A 14,991-nucleotide genomic window follows, 5' to 3' on the forward strand; every position below is an offset into this window, starting at 1 on the left:
GACGTCGACCCATTCAACCCCGGGAACACCCGGAGGCGACACTTTTCCACAGCGTACGCGGCGGATCCGGCGATCCACGGCCCCTGTGGTTACTCTGGGCGCAGCGCGGAGGGGCCGACACCGACGGGGTGCCGGGGCCGCGGCGGCCCGAGAGGCCGGTCCGAAGGGGGGAACATCCGGTGTCCACGACCATGTCCGCGTCCGCCGAGGGCGGCCGTCTGCGCCGGCCCCGCTGGCGGGATCCCCGGCTCCTCGTCGGTCTCATGCTCGTCCTCGCCTCGATCGCCGGCGTCGTGGCGCTGGTCGCCTCCTCCCAGCGGACCGCCGCGTACTGGACGGCTGCGGAGGACCTGCCCCCGGGCACACCCATCGCGGCCGGGGACCTGCGGCCCGTGGAGGTGAACCTCAGCGAGGCCGGCGAGCGGTACCTCAGCGCCGATGCTCCGGCGCCCGAGGGGCGGATGGTCTCCGGGACGGTCCGGGCCGGCGAGCTGCTGCCGGCGGCGGCACTGGTGGACGCGGACCCGGACGGCCGTCGTCCCGTCGGGGTGGCCCTGGACGAGCCGCTGCCGTCCGGCGTGGGCGTGGGAGACCGCGTGGACGTCTGGGTGGCCATGCCCGCGGAGGGAGGCCGCGGCCATGCGGACCCGGCCCGGCTGGCCGAGGCGCTCGAGATCTCCGAGGTCACGGCGGAGCAGAACGGCTTCGGCGGCTCGGGCACCACCCGGGTACAGCTGCTGGCACCGGAGGAGACCCTGCCGCGCATCGTGGACGCGAAGGTCAAGGACGCGCGGGTCACCCTCGTGCCGGCCCACGGGGTGCGCTGACCGTGCGCATCGCCCTGGCCACCACCGTCCAGCCGGGCCTGGACCACATCGGCCCGCTCGAGCGGCACCAGACGGACATCACGGTCCTCCGCCGGGCCGAGGACCTCGCCGAGCTGCTCGCGATCGCCCGCTCCGGTCTCGTGGACGCGGTCCTCGTAGCCGGGGACACCGAGTCCCTCACCGCCGCCTTCCTGGAGGAGACGGCCCGGCTGCCCCGACCCGTGGGCGTGGCGGCGCTCAGCGAGGTTCGCACCGAGCGCCGTCGCCTCCGCAGCATGGGGGTGCCCTGCGTGCGCGCCGACGCCGACCCCGAGCAGATCGCGGCCGTCGTCGTGGAGTCCGCGAGCGCCGCCGCGGAGGGCCGCCGGCCGGAGACCTCGCACGGGGAGGACGCCGACCACGCCCGGGATCACGCCGAGGACCTCGACGACCTGCCGATCACCCTGGAGACGCTCGGCGCGGACGAGGTGCCCGGCCTCACGGACCCCTGGCGCGACGCCGACGAGCCCGACGACGCCGGGCCGGGTGCCGCCCCCGCCGCGGCCACGCCCGACGGCGGCCCCGCCACGGCGGACGAGGGAGCCGACCCCGCACCCTCTCCGGAGGAGGGCGAACCGGCCGGACCCGCGCGGGAGTCCCTGGTGACCGTGGTGTGGGGCCCCACCGGCGCTCCGGGACGCACCACCGTCGCCGTGAACCTCGCCGCCGAGCACGCCGTGGCCGGCCGGAACACGCTGTTGATCGACCTGGACACGTACGGCCCCGCCGTCGGTGTGCACCTGGGGCTGACGGAGGAGTCGGCCGGCGTGGCGCGGGCCGTGCGGCGGGCCGACCACGGCCGGCTGGGCGCCGCCGACCTGGCGGCCGCGGGCGTCCGCGTCCGCGTCGCCGGCGCGGACCTGACGGTTCTGACGGGACTCACCCGCGTGGACCGGTGGCCCGAGCTGCGCCCCGCCGCCGTCTCCGCGCTGATCGCGGCCGCCAGGGAACACTGGGACCGCGTGGTCGTCGACGTCGGGTTCGGTCTCGAGCAGGACGAGGAGTTGTCCTTCGACGTGCCCGCCCCACAGCGCAACGGTGCGACCCTGGCGGCGCTCGCCGCGGCCGACGAGGTCATCGCGGTCGGCGGGCCGGACGCCGTCGCACTGCCCCGCCTGGTCCGCGGGGTCGAGGACCTGGCGGAGGCGGCCCCGGCGGCACGGCTGCGCGTCGTGGTCAACCGGCTCCGGCCCGCGGCCGCCGGCGTCGCCCCGCGAGGCCAGGTCGAGGCCGTCTGGAACCGCTACGCCTCGCCCGCCACGCCGCTGGAGGCGTTCCTGCCGTGGGACCCGGCCGCCGCGGACCCCGCGCTGCTCGCCGGCCAGGTGCTCGCCGAGGCCGCTCCGAACAGCCCGCTGCGTCGCGCCCTCGCCACGCTGGCCGGCGTCCCTGCCCGCCCCGCCCGCCGCGGACGGCACCGCGCACGGCCCTCGCAGACCATCGCCGCCGCGTCCTCCGACGACGCCCGCGACGCCACGGACCCGGGCCGCCCGGCACGTCGCCGTACCCTGATCCCATGGTCAGTTCGCTCGCGCAGGACCCCCTGACGTCGCACCCGGACATCGGAGACGAGGACCGCGCCTGGCTGCAGCGGCTCGTGGGGGACTGGCAGCTCGTGGCAGACCTGGCGCTCGCGGACCTCGTGCTCTGGTGCCCCGTGCCCCGCCGCGACGAGGCCGGAGGGTTCGTCGCGCTCGCCCAGGTCCGGCCCTTCACCGCTCCCACCCTCTTCCACCGCGACATCGTGGGCTCGCGCGCCCGCGCGGACCTGCGGGCCGTCGTCGGGCAGACGTGGCATGGCGGGGAGCGGGCCGAGGGGGCCGGCCCCGTCGAGGCCCCGGGCGGCACGCTGCAGGTGCGTCTGTGGCCGGTGGTCCGCGCCGGGAGGGTCATCGCGGTCGTCTCCGCGCACGCGGACCCGAACGGCCGGCCGGCGCGCTCGGTGATCGAGGAGAACTACAGCCGGACGGCCAGCACCCTGCTGGACATGATGCAGCACGGCCGCTGGCCGGCGCCCGAGGAGCCCTCCGGCCTCTGGGCGGGCGGCACGCCGCGGGTGGGGGACGGCCTCGTCGTGCTCGGGCCGGACTCGGTCGCCGAGTTCACCAGTCCCAACGCGGTCTCCGCCCTGCGCCGGCTGGGCATCGCCTCGACCCTCGAGGGGCACCGGCTCACCGACGTCCTGGCCAGCACCGACGCCGCCCGCGTTCCCACCGACGAGGGGACGTGGGCCGTGCTCACCGGCCTGCGTGCCGGACGGCGGGAGGTGCAGTCCGGCGGGGCGTCCCTCACGGTGCGCTCCGTCCCCCTGCTCGGTCCGGACGGCTGGCAGGGGGCGCTGCTGCTGCTGCGCGACGTGACCGAGCTGCGCCGCCAGGAGCAGCGTCTGCTCACCAAGGACGCGACCATCCGCGAGATCCACCACCGCGTCAAGAACAACCTGCAGACCGTGGGATCGCTGCTGCGCATGCAGGCGCGGCGCACGTCCTCGCCCGAGGCGGAGCGTGCGCTGCGTCAGGCGATGCAGCGGGTGGACACGATCGCCCTCGTCCACCAGACGCTGAGCGAGGAGATCGAGGACCAGGTCCCCGTGGACGGTCTGCTGCAGCGGCAGTTCCGCCTGGCCGTCGAGGTGGCCGGGGACGGGCGGCCGCTGCAGGTCGCGGTCACGGGCGAGTTCGGTGAACTGCCCTCCCACGTGACCACGCCGCTGGCGCTGGTGCTCAATGAGCTGGCGGCCAACGCCGTCGAGCACGGCACGGCGCCGGGCGGTGGCTGCGTGGGCCTGCACGCCGACCGCGAGTCGACCCCCGCGGGAACGGTGCTGGTCGTGTCCGTGACGGACGGCGGCCCCGCCGCCCCCGACGGATGGGTGCCGGGGGAGTCTCCCCGCGCGGGCGAGGGATCGGGGCTCGGCCTGCGCATCGTGCACTCGCTCGTGGAGGGGGACCTGCGCGGCACCCTGCGCTGGGAGCGGTCCGACGACGGCGGCACGCGCGTCGTGCTGCGACTGCCCCTGACGTGAGCCCGGCCGGGCATGACGACGGCCCCGTCGACGAGGTCGACGGGGCCGGTGGTCCGGGTGGGTCAGGAGGCGCGGCGGGCGCGCGCCGCGCGGCGCTTCATGGCGCGCCGCTCGTCCTCGCTCATGCCGCCCCAGACGCCCGAGTCCTGGCCGGACTCCATGGCCCACTTCAGGCACGTGTCCACGACCTCACACGAACGGCACACCGCCTTGGCCTCCTCGATCTGCAGGAGGGCGGGGCCGGTGTTGCCCACGGGGAAGAACAGCTCCGGGTCCTTGTCCAGGCACGCTGCTTTACTGCGCCAATCCATCGGTCCGCTCACTTTCTGTCGGAAGAGCCGGAGCCCGCGGGCGCCGGTGGTCACGGCCTCCGCCGGCGGCGGGCGCGGGGGCCTGCGCGGACGACGCGCGGCACGACCGATACGGAGGGCGACCCTGGTCATTGCAACGGGGACCGCTTTCGTACGAACGCGGCCCCCGGAAATCTTTCGCGTGCCATCCTCGCACGGCCCTCACGAGTGAACAAGAGGTGAATGAGGTGCATCACCGCACCTCCCAGTGAGTCCTTGGTCACACCCATGCCCGGGGCGGCGCGTCGCCGCGGACCTGGCCCGCGCACCGCCCGGCGTACGGTGGGGGACACGTCCGTCCCCGCAGCCGTCCCGCAGGAGAGGCCCCATGGCACAGTCCCGCCGCCCCGACCCCGTCGCCCCGTCCGAGTCGTCGGGCGCCGACGCGACGACGGTCCCGCCCCGCCCCGGCCGGGGCCTGCCGGTGGCCGTCCTCGTGGTCGCCGCGGCGCTCGTGGTCGAGGCGGGCGCGCTCCTCTGGCTCGCCGTGGACGCGGTGGTGCATGCGGCGGACGGGGTGCTCCCGGCCGGCGCCCGCGTGATGCTGATCGTCATCTACGCGCTGCTCGCCCTGTGGATCATCGCGACCTCCGTCGCCCTGCTGCGCGGTCGGGCGTGGAGCCGCGGCGCCGCCGTCGCGATCCAGCTCTTCGGTGTGCTCCTGTCCTCGTGGCTCTTCAGCGTGGACGCCGCCGCTCTGGGTGGGCCGCTGCTCGCGGTCTCCGGCGTCGCGCTGCTCACCCTCTTCACGACGCCGGTCACCCGGCATCTCACCCCCGCCCCGGAGGCCTCGACGGACGCCTGAGCCCCGCCCCGACGACGACGGCGCGCCCCCGGCCAGGGGCGCGCCGTCGTCGTCATCGGGGCCGTGGTCAGTTCACCGGGCCGGTGAACTTCTCGCCGGGGCCCTTGCCCGGGGCGTCCGGGAACGGGGAGGCCTCACGGAACGCCAGCTGCAGCGAGCGCAGCCCGTCGCGCAGCGGTCCGGCGTGCTGGCTGCCGATCTCGGGGGCCGCGGCCGTGACCAGCCCGGCGAGGGCCGTGATGAGCTTGCGGGCCTCGTCGAGATCGATGAGCTCGCGGGCGTCGGGGGAGTCGGCCAGGCCGCACTTGACGGCGGCGGCGGTCATCAGGTGCACGGCGGTGGTCGTGATGACCTCGACGGCGGGGACCTCGTGGATGTCGCGGATCTCGGCGGGGGCGTCCATGGGGGTGGCGTCCTGGGCCTGACGTTCGTCTGTCATGGTGGTAAGCTTCCCATAGACCACTCGTGGTCCGCGCAAGACCTCGTCATCCGGTGACCCCGGGGCGGGCATGCACGGGCCAGGAGCAGCAAAGTGGAGGCCTCTCTCCCACCCGCGTCAGCAGGATGTCCGGTTCGCCCCGGGCCGAGTTGCCGGGTCGCCGGTCGGGACCGCCGCGTCGTGGCGCGCAGCCCGCACCGAGGGTCCCGTCCGACGGGATCGTGTCGAGGCCTCCGTCTGCGTCCGCGCAGGGGAGGCCTTCCTCGTTTCCGAGGGCCCCTCCGGTGGGCGCGGGGTCACCCGTCGTCTCACACAGAGGAGTACCACCATCAGCGATCCCCGCATCAACGAGCGTATCCGCGTTCCGGAAGTCCGCCTGGTCGGCCCGAACGGCGAACAGGTCGGCATCGTCCGCGTCGAGGACGCCCTCCGGCTCGCCGCCGAGGCGGACCTGGATCTCGTGGAGGTGGCCCCCACGGCCAAGCCTCCGGTGTGCAAGCTGATGGATTTCGGCAAGTACAAGTACGAGGCCGCGGTGAAGGCCCGTGAGTCGCGCAAGAACCAGGTGAACACGGTCCTCAAGGAGGTCCGCTTCCGCCTGAAGATCGACAAGCACGACTACGAGACCAAGACCGGCCACGCCAAGAAGTTCCTGAGCCAGGGCGACAAGGTCAAGGCCATCATCCAGTTCCGCGGCCGTGAGCAGCAGCGTCCCGAACTCGGCATCAAGCTGCTGCAGCAGTTCGCCGAGGACGTCGCCGAGCTGGGCACCGTCGAATCGCAGCCGCGCCAGGACGGCCGCAACATGGTGATGGTGGTCGGCCCGCTGCGCACCAAGGCCGATGCGCGGGCGGACCAGCGCAAGAACTCGGCCGAGAGCCACCGCGAGCGTCAGGGCGGCGGTTCGCGTCGCGACCAGGCCGCCCGCGAGGCCAAGGAGCGCGCCGCGCAGAAGGCGGCGTCCGACTCCGCCCCGGTGCGGAATTCGGTCGGGGATGCGTTCCCCGAGCAGCTGAAGGCCATGGCCGCCCGGACGCAGGAGAACGCCTCCGCGGCCCCGGCCGAGACGACGCAGGCGCCGAAGACCCCGGCCCCGGCGGCTCCCCGCCCGGCCGCGGCCGCCCCGGCTGCGAAGCCGGCCTCCAGCGCCACGCCCGCATCGGCCCCGAAGCCGGCCGCGACGCCGAAGCCGCAGTCCTCGGCTGCGCCGGCTGCCACGCCGAAGCCGCGGTCCGCCGCCAAGCCGGCCGCGCCGTCGTCGGCTCCGAAGCCGGCGGCCAAGCCGATGCCGGCCCCGCCCAAGCCCGCCGCCCCCCGCGGCGGTGCCCCCAAGTCCGGTCCTCGGGCCTGACCCCCGGGGTCGCCACAGACCAGCCCGGTCCGGACGGACCGGGGTGACCAGCACTGCCGTGCGCGCCGCGCACGGCAGCGATGAGTGAAGGAGAACGGCAGCCATGCCGAAGATGAAGACCCACAGCGGTGCCAAGAAGCGCTTCCGCGTGACCGGCTCCGGCAAGATCATGCGCCAGCAGGCGAACCGCCGCCACTACCTGGAGCACAAGTCCTCGCGCCTGACCCGCCGTCTCAAGGGCGACCAGCTCGTCTCCAAGGGCAGCATCAAGCAGATCAAGCGGATGCTCGGCATCTGACACCCCCGGCCTCGCCGGAACCCCTTCCTCCTCGACCGTGACGCGCCAGTGCGCGCCCCGGGGACCACACAGATTGGAGTACGCACGTGGCACGTGTGAAGCGGGCAGTGAACGCCCACAAGAAGCGTCGGACCATGCTGGAGCGCGCCTCCGGCTACCGCGGCCAGCGGTCTCGCCTGTACCGCAAGGCGAAGGAGCAGATGCTCCACTCGTTCACCTACAACTACCAGCATCGCCACAAGCGCAAGGGTGACTTCCGTCGCCTGTGGATCACCCGCATCAACGCGGCCGCCCGCGCCAACGGCATGACCTACAACCGCTTCATGCAGGGCCTCAAGCTGGCCGGCGTCGAGGTGGACCGCCGCATGCTGGCCGAGATCGCCGTCTCCGACGCCGCGACCTTCGCCGTGCTGGTGAAGACCGCCCGCGAGGCGCTGCCCGCAGACGTGAACGCCCCCGCCGCCTCCCGCTGAGCCGGCTCAGGGGCCCTGAGGGCCCCATCACCACGCCCCAGGCGTGAACACCACCGCCGACGGGGCGGGTCCTCCACCGAGGCCCGCCCCGTCGGCGTCTGCACACCCGCAGCCGAGCCCCGACCAGAAAGACCCCATGACACCGCACGCCGAGCCGATGACCCATCCCCGTGCCGAGCGCGTGCGCGCGGTGGCAGCCCTGGCGGGCCGCTCCGCCCGACGCCGGACGGACACGTTCCTCGTCGAGGGGCCGCAGGCCTGCCGCGAGGCGTTGCGTGCCCACCTGGGGGAGGGGCCGGCGGCTGCCGCGGGGCAGTGGCGGGCGGGGCGGGTGCTGACCCAGGTGTACGTGTCCGTCGGTCTCGTGGACCGGGATCCCGCGCTCGCCGAGCTCGTGGCGCGCGTCCGGGACCGCCCGACGCCGGGTGGTGAGCGCGTCCTGGTGCGCGAGGCCAGCGACGAGGTGCTCACCGCCATGGCCGACGCCGTGACGGGGCAGGACATCGTTGCCGTGGCGCGGATGCCGCCGCCGCAGGCCGTCGAAACGGTCCTCGAGGAGGCGCGCCTGGCCGCCGTGCTGTGCCGCGTGCAGGACCCGGGGAACGCCGGCACCGTCATCCGGGCCGCGGACGCGGCCGGGGCGGACGCGGTGGTCCTCACGCCGGGCTCCGTCGACCCGTTCAACCCCAAGGTGGTCCGGTCCACCGCAGGGTCGCTGTTCCACCTGCCCGTGGTCACCGCCGTCCCCGTAGAGGCGGCCGCGGCCGCCGCCCGGGCCGCAGGCCTGCAGGTGTGGGCCGCCGACGGCTACGGCTCGGATCGGCTCGACGCCCTCGCCCCCGGCGTGGTCGCCGCGCCGACCGCGTGGCTGTTCGGCAACGAGGCCCAGGGCCTGGACGGCGGCGAGCTCGCGCTGGCGGACCGCCGGGTGGCGGTGCCGCTGTATGGGGCCGCGGAGTCCCTGAACGTGGGGACCGCCGCCACGGTGTGCCTGTACTCGTCCGCGATGGCGGGGGCACGGCGCGCCGGCTGACGGGGCGCACGAGGCGGCGCCAGCCGTCCGGAGACGCAGATGGGGCGGGGATCCGAGTGGATCCCCGCCCCTTCTGCGCGTTCCCGGGTCGAAACCGGGCCGCTCAGCTCGCTCAGGCGCGGGTGCCGGTGCGGCGGGTGATGGCCTGCCACACGGCCGCGACGATGACACCACCGATGATCGCGAAGATCCAGGTGCCCAGACTGAAGAACTTCTCGTTCACGTTGATGTTGAACACCAGGGAGGCAATCCAGCCGCCGAGGAGAGCACCGACAATGCCGGTGAGGAGGGCGCCGAGCCAGCCGCCGCCCTGACGTCCGGGGAGGATGGCGCGAGCGATGGCACCGGCGATGAGGCCGAGAACGATCCAGCCAATGAAGCCCATGATAGTGATTCCTTTCAGGTTGCGAATCTGACGTACGAGAACGAACGTAGCAAGGGGTTTTCGTCCGGGGCCACCTCTGGCGCCCCGGCTTTTTCGGGATTTCCCGGCCGCACGAGGATCGCCCCGGCCGGGAGCGGGCCGATCAGCGGGGCGAGCCGCCGTCGTCAGCCTGGACGCCGGGCCGCGCCGCGACGTCGCGGCGCACGAGCAGGAACGCCAGCACCAGGCCCGCCAGGGCGATGCCCGCGCCGACCAGCGGCGGGGTCCGCAGCGACGCACCGGCCCCGATCGCGGCGGCCCCGACCCACGCGCCCATCGCGTTGGCCATGTTCAGCGCGGAGTGGTTGAGCGAACCGGCCAGCTGGGGTGCGGTGGGCGCGGAGTCCACGAGCAGCACCTGCAGGGACGGGGCGATCCCGGAGCCGCTGACGGCCACGCAGAAGAGGAACACGATCATCACCGGAGCCCACGAGGCCGTCAGCGCGACGGCGGCCAGCGAGACCGCGCTGAGCCCGAAGCTCAGGCGCAGGGTGCCCACCGGGTCGCGGTCCGTGAGGGCGCCGCTGACGAGCGTGCCGATCACCATGCCGACGCCGTAGAGGGCCAGCACGGCGGGGACCCACCGTTCCTCGAGGCCCGCGACCTCCGTGAGCAGCGGCGCGATGTAGGTGTAGAGCGCGAACATGCCGGCGAAGCCGATCACGCCCACGGCCACCGTCGCCCACAGGCGGCCGGAGGCCAGACCGCGCAGCTCGCGGCCGACCGAGGCGCCCGCGGGGGCCGGCACGGACGGGACGAGCCACGCGGTCGCCCCGACGCACAGGGCCGCGCAGACCGCCACGATGACGAACATCCAGCGCCAGCCGACGGCCTGCCCGAGCGCCGTCGCGCCCGGCACGCCCAGCACGTTGGCCACGGACAGCCCGGCCATCACCCAGGCCACGGCCTGGCCGCGGCGGGCGGGCCCGGCGAGGTCCGCCGCGGCCAGGGCGGCCGCGGAGAAGTAGGCGCCGTGGGGCAGGCCCGACACGAACCGGGCCGCCATCATGCTCCCCATGTCCGGGGCGAGGAACGCGGCCACGTGCCCCACGACGAACAGCAGCATCAGCACGATGCTCGTGACCCGCCGGTCGACGCGGGCGAAGGACGCGGCCAGCAGGGGAGCGCCGATCACGACGCCCAGCGCGTACATGGAGATGAGCACGCCGCCGGCCTCGAGACCGATGCCGAGGTCGGCCACCGCCTGCGGCAGCAGGCCCATCATCGCGAACTCCGTGGTGCCGATCGCGAAGCTGCCCAGGGCCAGCGCGAGGATGGCCGGCAGCAGACGCACGCGGCGGCCGCCCAGCAGCGCGCCGGGGCCCGTCGGCGCGGTCGGTGGGATGGACGGGTCCGGGCGCGTCGGACGCGGGGCGCGGGGGGAACGGTCGTGGGCGCCGTCGGCGGCGGGAGTGGGGATGGGCACCGACCCAGCCTACGGACTCCGGTCTGCGGGGGCGGGGGCCTCGCTAGCCTGGGCTCATGACCTCCGCCACACCTGCTCGCCCCGCGCCCGCCGCCCGCCCGACGACGTCGCCCCGGGACGGTGCGCGACCGCGGCAGGTCGTGGGGCTCGCGCTGCTCGACGATGTGGCCGCGCCGACCCGCCTGCTGGCGGCCCGTCGCAGCGCGCCTGCCCCGCTGCGGGGGCTCTGGGAGTTCCCCGGGGGCAAGGTCGAGCCGGGGGAGGGCGTCCAGGAGGCGCTGCTGCGGGAGTGCCGGGAGGAGCTCGGGGTCGCCGTGCGGCTCGGCCCCGAGGTGGCGGCGCCGGAGCCGGACGGGTGGGAGCTGGCCAACGGCGCCCGGATGCGGGTGTTCTGGGGCGTCCTGGCGGAGGAGGGGGCGACGCCCCGAGCCCTCCAGGACCACGACCTGCTGGCGTGGCTGCCGCTCGCCGGGCCGGGCGTGCGGCACCTGGACTGGATCCCGGCGGACCGGCCGATCGTGGCCGAGGTGCTCCGTGGCGCCGCCACGGCGTTCTCCGCGGGGCGCTGAGTCGACACGCGGCCGGCCGCGCCCCGCGGACCGGTCAGAACAGCGCGGGCTGCGCCGCCGGAGCGGAGGGCCGGGACGCCGGCCGGCGCCGGGCCGGGGGATCGTCCTCGCGCCGGATGCCGTGGGCGCCGCCGCGGGCCAGGCCGTGCCGTGCGGCGGCCTCCCCGGCCATCCGGGTGAGCATGCGGCGGTACGACTCGGGCGCGTAGGCGGACCGGGCGTACATCTGCTCGTAGCCGGCCAGCAGATCCGGGTGCTCGCGGCGGATCCAGTCCAGGTACCACTCCTTCGCGCCCGGCCGCAGGTGCAGGGCGCCCGGCATGACGCGCGCGGCTCCGGCGTCCGCCAGCGCGCGCATGAGGGCGTCGATCTCGCGGTCCCCGTCCGTGAGCCACGGCAGCAGGGGCATGGCCATGACGGTGACGTCCGCACCCGCGGCGGCGAGCCGCTCGATCAGGCGCAGGCGTGCGGTCGGCGACGGCGTGCCCGGCTCGACCGCGGCGGCGATGGCGGGGTCGAGCATCGCCAGGGACAGCGAGACCTGCACCGGCACCTGGCGCGAGGCCGCCTGCAGCAGGGGCACATCCCGCGCGAGCAGGGTCCCCTTGGTCAGCACGGAGAACGGGGTGCCGGAATCGGCCAGGGCCCGGATGATCCCGGGCATCAGCGCGTAGCGGCCCTCGGCCCGCTGATACGGGTCCGTGTTCGTCCCCAACGCCACCGCCTCGCGGCCCCACGTGGGGCGGGCGAGTTCGGCGCGCAGCACCTCGGCGACGTTGACCTTCACGACGATCTGCCGGTCGAAGTCGGCCCCGGCGTCGAGCTCGAGGAAGGTGTGGGTGCTGCGGGCGTAGCAGTACCGGCAGGCGTGGGTGCAGCCGCGGTACGGGTTCACGGTCCAGCGGAACGGCATGGCCGAGGCGGACGGCACCGAGTTCAGTGCGGTCTTGGCGAGCACCTCATGGAAGGTGACGCCCGCGAACTCCGGGGTGGTGACACTCCGCTGCAGGTCCGAGAGCGGCAGCAGGGCGGCGGAGCCGGCCGGTGTGCCGGCCGTCGCCCGCTGGGCTCCGCCCTCGGACCGCAGGGTCTGCGCTTCCCATCGCATGGCCAGAAGTAGAACACATGTTCGAATCGACCCGCAAGCGTGTTCGAGTCCGGGCGTGGCGCGGGCGCCGAGACGCGCCTACCGTGGTCGCCATGACCTCCCGTGCACCCGCCCCGGCCGCCCGCGTCCTGCTCACGGGCTTCGAGCCCTTCGGCGGCGATGTCCACAACCCGTCGATCGCCGCCGCGCGGGACGCCGTGGGCATCCTGGCGGACCGGGGTGTGACGGCCGAGGCGGTCGAGCTGCCGTGCGCGTTCGGCGCGGCCGGGCCGGCCCTGACCGCGGCCCTCGACCGGGTCCGGCCGGAGGTGGCGATCGCCGTCGGGCTGGCTGGCGGCACGGCGACGGTCCGGGTCGAACGGGTGGCCGTGAACCTGCAGGACGCCCGGATCCCGGACAACGCGGGGGAGCAGCCCGTGGACCGGCCCGTGCGCGCCGACGGTCCCGCGGCCCTGTTCGCCACCCTGCCCGCCAAGCGTGCCGTCGCCGCGATCCGGGAGGCCGGCGTCGCCGCGGAGCCGTCCCTGTCCGCGGGCGCGTTCGTGTGCAACCACGTCATGTACTCGCTCCTCGACGGCCCCGGCACCACCCGGGCCGCCGGCTTCATCCACGTGCCGTGGGACACCGAGCACCGCCCGACGCCGGACACCCCGGCCCTGCCCGCGGCCGACCTGGCGCGCGCGGTGGCCGAGGCCGCCCTGACGGCGCTGGCCGGCGGCCCCGACCTCGACGTCCCCGGCGGCACCCTGCACTGACCTCCCCGGACCCCGGGTCCGTGTCGGCGCGATCGCCCGTGCCCGTCAGCGGCGGCGCCGCAGGCCGCGGACCACGGGCCGCTCGATGTAGCCGCCCAAGGCCAGGCTCGCGCGTCGTTCGAAGACGTTGCGCGAGGCCGGATCCCCGGTCCGCCACATCGACCACGCCGCCGCCAGCGCGTACGCCGGCAGGAAGGGCAGACCCAGCAGGAGGGCGTACTGGTCCGCATGGCCGGCCTCGTGCCGCCACAGCGCGGGCGTCATGCGCAGGCCGGGGCGGGTGAACACGACGTCGCCGACCGTGAACGCGGCCCCGCCCGGGAACCGGTGCGTCCAGCCGTGGGCCTCGATCAGCCCGTGCGGTCCGGGCCGCAGCGCGCAGCCGGCGACGACGGCGCCCACCAGCCCCAGCGGCGTCGCCAGGTTCAGCAGGTTCCACAGCCCGCGCGCCCGCACGTGCGCCGGAGGCGACGGCCGGGAGGGGGCCGCGGTCATGGCTGTGCCGCAGGATCGGCGTCCCCGGCGGGGGACCCGGACGCGGGGACGTCGAAGTAGAGCGGGGCATGGGCGGCGCAGCCCGGGTTGAACGGCGCCCCGCAGGCCGGGCACGCAGGATCAGCGGTGGCCTCGAGGGCGAGGTAGGCGGTCACGCTCAGCTCGGTGCGGCACACCCCGCACAGCACATGCGGCCGGTCGAACTCGCCGGCAGGCACCGGCACGGCCGGGTGGTCGGCGAGCTCCGCGTGGCAGCGGTGGCAGGACCAGTACGCGGGGCAGCAGGCGAAGCGCAGGGCGACGACGTCCCGCGCCGTGGCGTAATGGGCGCAGCGGGTCTGCGCGTCCAGGCCCACGCCCCGCAGCAGCGGGTCGGTGCCGTCGAGGGAGTCCGGGGCGGTCATGCGCCTCAGCCTAGGCCGAGCGGGCCCGGGGCGGACACTAGACTGACGGGCGTCCCACCGTCCCCCATGCGAAGGTCGTTGCCCTGATGACACCCAGCCCCGAGACCGGCGCGGAGCCCACCGCGCCCGTGGCGGAGATCTCCCCCGTGGACGCGGAGGCGGTGGAGGCCGCTGTGCAGGCCGCGCTCGCCGCATATGAGGCCGCGGCCGACCTCGATGAACTCAAGGCCGCCCGCCTGGCCCACACCGGCGACCGGGCCCCCTTGACTCTCGCGAACAAGGCGATCGGCGCTCTGCCCAAGGAGCGCAAGGCGGAGGCCGGCAAGCTCATGGGCGCCGCACGCGGCCGCCTGGGCAAGGCCCTGGCCGCCCGCACCGAGGTGCTCGAGACGGAGCAGGCCGCGCGGATCCTGCGCGAGGAGACGGTGGACGTGACCACCGCGGTCCGTCGCCGCCGCGTCGGCGCCCGTCACCCGCTCTCGCTGACGATGGACCGTGTCTCGGAGATCTTCGTCGGCATGGGCTGGGAGATCGCGGAGGGCCCCGAGCTCGAGTCCGAGTGGTTCAACTTCGACTCCCTCAACTTCGCGCCGGATCATCCGGCCCGCGAGATGCAGGACACCTTCTTCGTGGACCCGGCCGAGGCCCACCTGCTGCTGCGCACCCACACCTCTCCGGTGCAGATGCGCTCCCTGCTCGAGCGGGGAGCCCCCACCTACGTGCTGTGCCCGGGCCGCACGTTCCGCACGGACGAGCTGGACGCCACGCACACCCCGGTGTTCCACCAGTTCGAGGGCCTGGCCGTGGACAAGGGCCTGACCATGGCCCACCTGCGCGGCACCCTCGAGTACTTCGCCCGCCAGATGTTCGGGGCGGAGGCGGCCATCCGCCTGCGCCCGAACTTCTTCCCGTTCACCGAGCCCAGCGCCGAGCTGGACATCTGGCACCCCGGCGCCAAGGGCGGGCCCCGCTGGATCGAGTGGGGCGGCTGCGGCATGGTGCACCCGAACGTGCTGCGCGCCGCGGGCCTGGACCCGGAGGAGTACTCCGGGTTCGCGTTCGGCATGGGCGTGGAGCGCACGCTCATGTTCCGCAACGAGGTCCCGGACATGCACGACATGATCGAGGGCGACGTCCGCTTCTCCCAGCACTTCGGAATGGAGGTCTGAT

Annotated in this window: 18 protein-coding genes; 11 read left to right on the forward strand and 7 right to left on the reverse strand. The window is 75.0% G+C overall.

Translation table 11 applies throughout. The annotated features are described in order from the left end of the window. Nucleotides 1-179 precede the first annotated feature (179 nt). The 3 genes from POD19_RS07450 to POD19_RS07460 are packed head-to-tail and all read left to right on the forward strand — an operon-like array spanning nt 180 to nt 3,891. Entirely contained in the window at nt 180-827 is a 648-nt protein-coding gene (locus POD19_RS07450) for an SAF domain-containing protein (protein WP_113914377.1), read from the forward strand. Between the two features lie 2 nt (nt 828-829). Continuing rightward, nucleotides 830-2,413, forward strand: a complete 1,584-nt coding sequence (locus tag POD19_RS07455; RefSeq protein ID WP_144818727.1) for an ATPase — start codon at nt 830-832, stop codon at nt 2,411-2,413. After that, nucleotides 2,383-3,891, forward strand: a complete 1,509-nt coding sequence (locus POD19_RS07460; RefSeq protein ID WP_144818729.1) for a sensor histidine kinase — start codon at nt 2,383-2,385, stop codon at nt 3,889-3,891. Before POD19_RS07455 ends, POD19_RS07460 begins: the two co-directional genes overlap by 31 nt. Nucleotides 3,892-3,953: 62 nt before the next feature. Here the strand turns inward: POD19_RS07460 and POD19_RS07465 are convergent, their stop codons facing one another. Then, a complete protein-coding gene (locus POD19_RS07465) occupies nt 3,954-4,202 on the reverse strand; it encodes a WhiB family transcriptional regulator (RefSeq protein ID WP_002854852.1) in 249 nt (82 codons plus the stop codon). A gap of 367 nt (nt 4,203-4,569) precedes the next feature. Here POD19_RS07465 and POD19_RS07470 point away from each other — a divergent pair, with 367 nt between their 5' ends. Next, nucleotides 4,570-5,046 carry a hypothetical protein gene (locus POD19_RS07470; RefSeq protein ID WP_144818731.1) on the forward strand — a complete coding sequence of 159 codons (477 nt, stop codon included), beginning with the start codon at nt 4,570-4,572 and terminating at the stop codon, nt 5,044-5,046. 67 nt (nt 5,047-5,113) lie between these two features. Here the strand turns inward: POD19_RS07470 and POD19_RS07475 are convergent, their stop codons facing one another. Beyond that, nucleotides 5,114-5,485 (reverse strand): DUF1844 domain-containing protein, encoded by a 372-nt coding sequence (locus tag POD19_RS07475; protein ID WP_036313345.1) that lies wholly within the window; start codon nt 5,483-5,485, stop codon nt 5,114-5,116. Between the two features lie 376 nt (nt 5,486-5,861). On the opposite strand from POD19_RS07475, the gene infC reads away from it, so the two are divergent. The 4 genes from infC (at nt 5,862) to POD19_RS07495 (ending at nt 8,640) form a co-directional block, all read left to right on the forward strand. Further along, entirely contained in the window at nt 5,862-6,836 is a 975-nt protein-coding gene (gene infC / locus POD19_RS07480) for a translation initiation factor IF-3 (protein WP_371470175.1), read from the forward strand. A 103-nt stretch (nt 6,837-6,939) separates the two neighbouring features. Then, nucleotides 6,940-7,134, forward strand: a complete 195-nt coding sequence (gene rpmI / locus POD19_RS07485) for a 50S ribosomal protein L35 (protein WP_002853699.1) — start codon at nt 6,940-6,942, stop codon at nt 7,132-7,134. 86 nt (nt 7,135-7,220) lie between these two features. Continuing rightward, nucleotides 7,221-7,607: a 50S ribosomal protein L20 gene (gene rplT / locus POD19_RS07490; RefSeq protein WP_002853696.1), complete on the forward strand. Its 387-nt coding sequence runs from the start codon at nt 7,221-7,223 to the stop codon at nt 7,605-7,607. 136 nt (nt 7,608-7,743) lie between these two features. Continuing rightward, entirely contained in the window at nt 7,744-8,640 is an 897-nt protein-coding gene (locus tag POD19_RS07495; RefSeq protein WP_144818733.1) for a TrmH family RNA methyltransferase, read from the forward strand. Between the two features lie 112 nt (nt 8,641-8,752). Here the strand turns inward: POD19_RS07495 and POD19_RS07500 are convergent, their stop codons facing one another. Continuing rightward, a complete protein-coding gene (locus POD19_RS07500; RefSeq protein ID WP_020624693.1) occupies nt 8,753-9,025 on the reverse strand; it encodes a GlsB/YeaQ/YmgE family stress response membrane protein in 273 nt (90 codons plus the stop codon). Between the two features lie 142 nt (nt 9,026-9,167). Further along, on the reverse strand, nt 9,168-10,490 hold the full coding sequence (locus tag POD19_RS07505; RefSeq protein WP_144818735.1) for an MFS transporter: 1,323 nt from the start codon (nt 10,488-10,490) through the stop codon (nt 9,168-9,170). Nucleotides 10,491-10,546: 56 nt separating this feature from the next. On the opposite strand from POD19_RS07505, the gene POD19_RS07510 reads away from it, so the two are divergent. Further along, the gene (locus POD19_RS07510; RefSeq protein WP_098092377.1) at nt 10,547-11,059 is read left to right on the forward strand and encodes a (deoxy)nucleoside triphosphate pyrophosphohydrolase; all 513 of its coding nucleotides are present in this window, start codon (nt 10,547-10,549) and stop codon (nt 11,057-11,059) included. Nucleotides 11,060-11,093: 34 nt separating this feature from the next. Here POD19_RS07510 and POD19_RS07515 read toward each other — a convergent pair whose 3' ends face one another. After that, nucleotides 11,094-12,167 (reverse strand): Rv2578c family radical SAM protein, encoded by a 1,074-nt coding sequence (locus POD19_RS07515; RefSeq protein ID WP_098092380.1) that lies wholly within the window; start codon nt 12,165-12,167, stop codon nt 11,094-11,096. A 92-nt stretch (nt 12,168-12,259) separates the two neighbouring features. On the opposite strand from POD19_RS07515, the gene POD19_RS07520 reads away from it, so the two are divergent. Next, a complete protein-coding gene (locus POD19_RS07520) occupies nt 12,260-12,922 on the forward strand; it encodes a pyroglutamyl-peptidase I family protein (protein ID WP_313955368.1) in 663 nt (220 codons plus the stop codon). Nucleotides 12,923-12,967: 45 nt separating this feature from the next. Here the strand turns inward: POD19_RS07520 and POD19_RS07525 are convergent, their stop codons facing one another. Both POD19_RS07525 and POD19_RS07530 read right to left on the reverse strand, forming a co-directional pair. After that, nucleotides 12,968-13,417, reverse strand: coding sequence for a hypothetical protein (locus POD19_RS07525; protein WP_049147952.1), 450 nt, complete (start codon nt 13,415-13,417; stop codon nt 12,968-12,970). Then, on the reverse strand, nt 13,414-13,821 hold the full coding sequence (locus POD19_RS07530) for a CHY zinc finger protein (RefSeq protein WP_049147953.1): 408 nt from the start codon (nt 13,819-13,821) through the stop codon (nt 13,414-13,416). Before POD19_RS07530 ends, POD19_RS07525 begins: the two co-directional genes overlap by 4 nt. Nucleotides 13,822-13,907: 86 nt before the next feature. Here POD19_RS07530 and pheS point away from each other — a divergent pair, with 86 nt between their 5' ends. Next, nucleotides 13,908-14,990, forward strand: coding sequence for a phenylalanine--tRNA ligase subunit alpha (pheS, locus tag POD19_RS07535; RefSeq protein WP_144818740.1), 1,083 nt, complete (start codon nt 13,908-13,910; stop codon nt 14,988-14,990). Nucleotide 14,991 lies beyond the last annotated feature (1 nt).

Source organism: Micrococcus sp. GPGPB33 (genome assembly GCF_037853785.1).
Lineage (GTDB): Bacteria > Actinomycetota > Actinomycetes > Actinomycetales > Micrococcaceae > Micrococcus > Micrococcus luteus.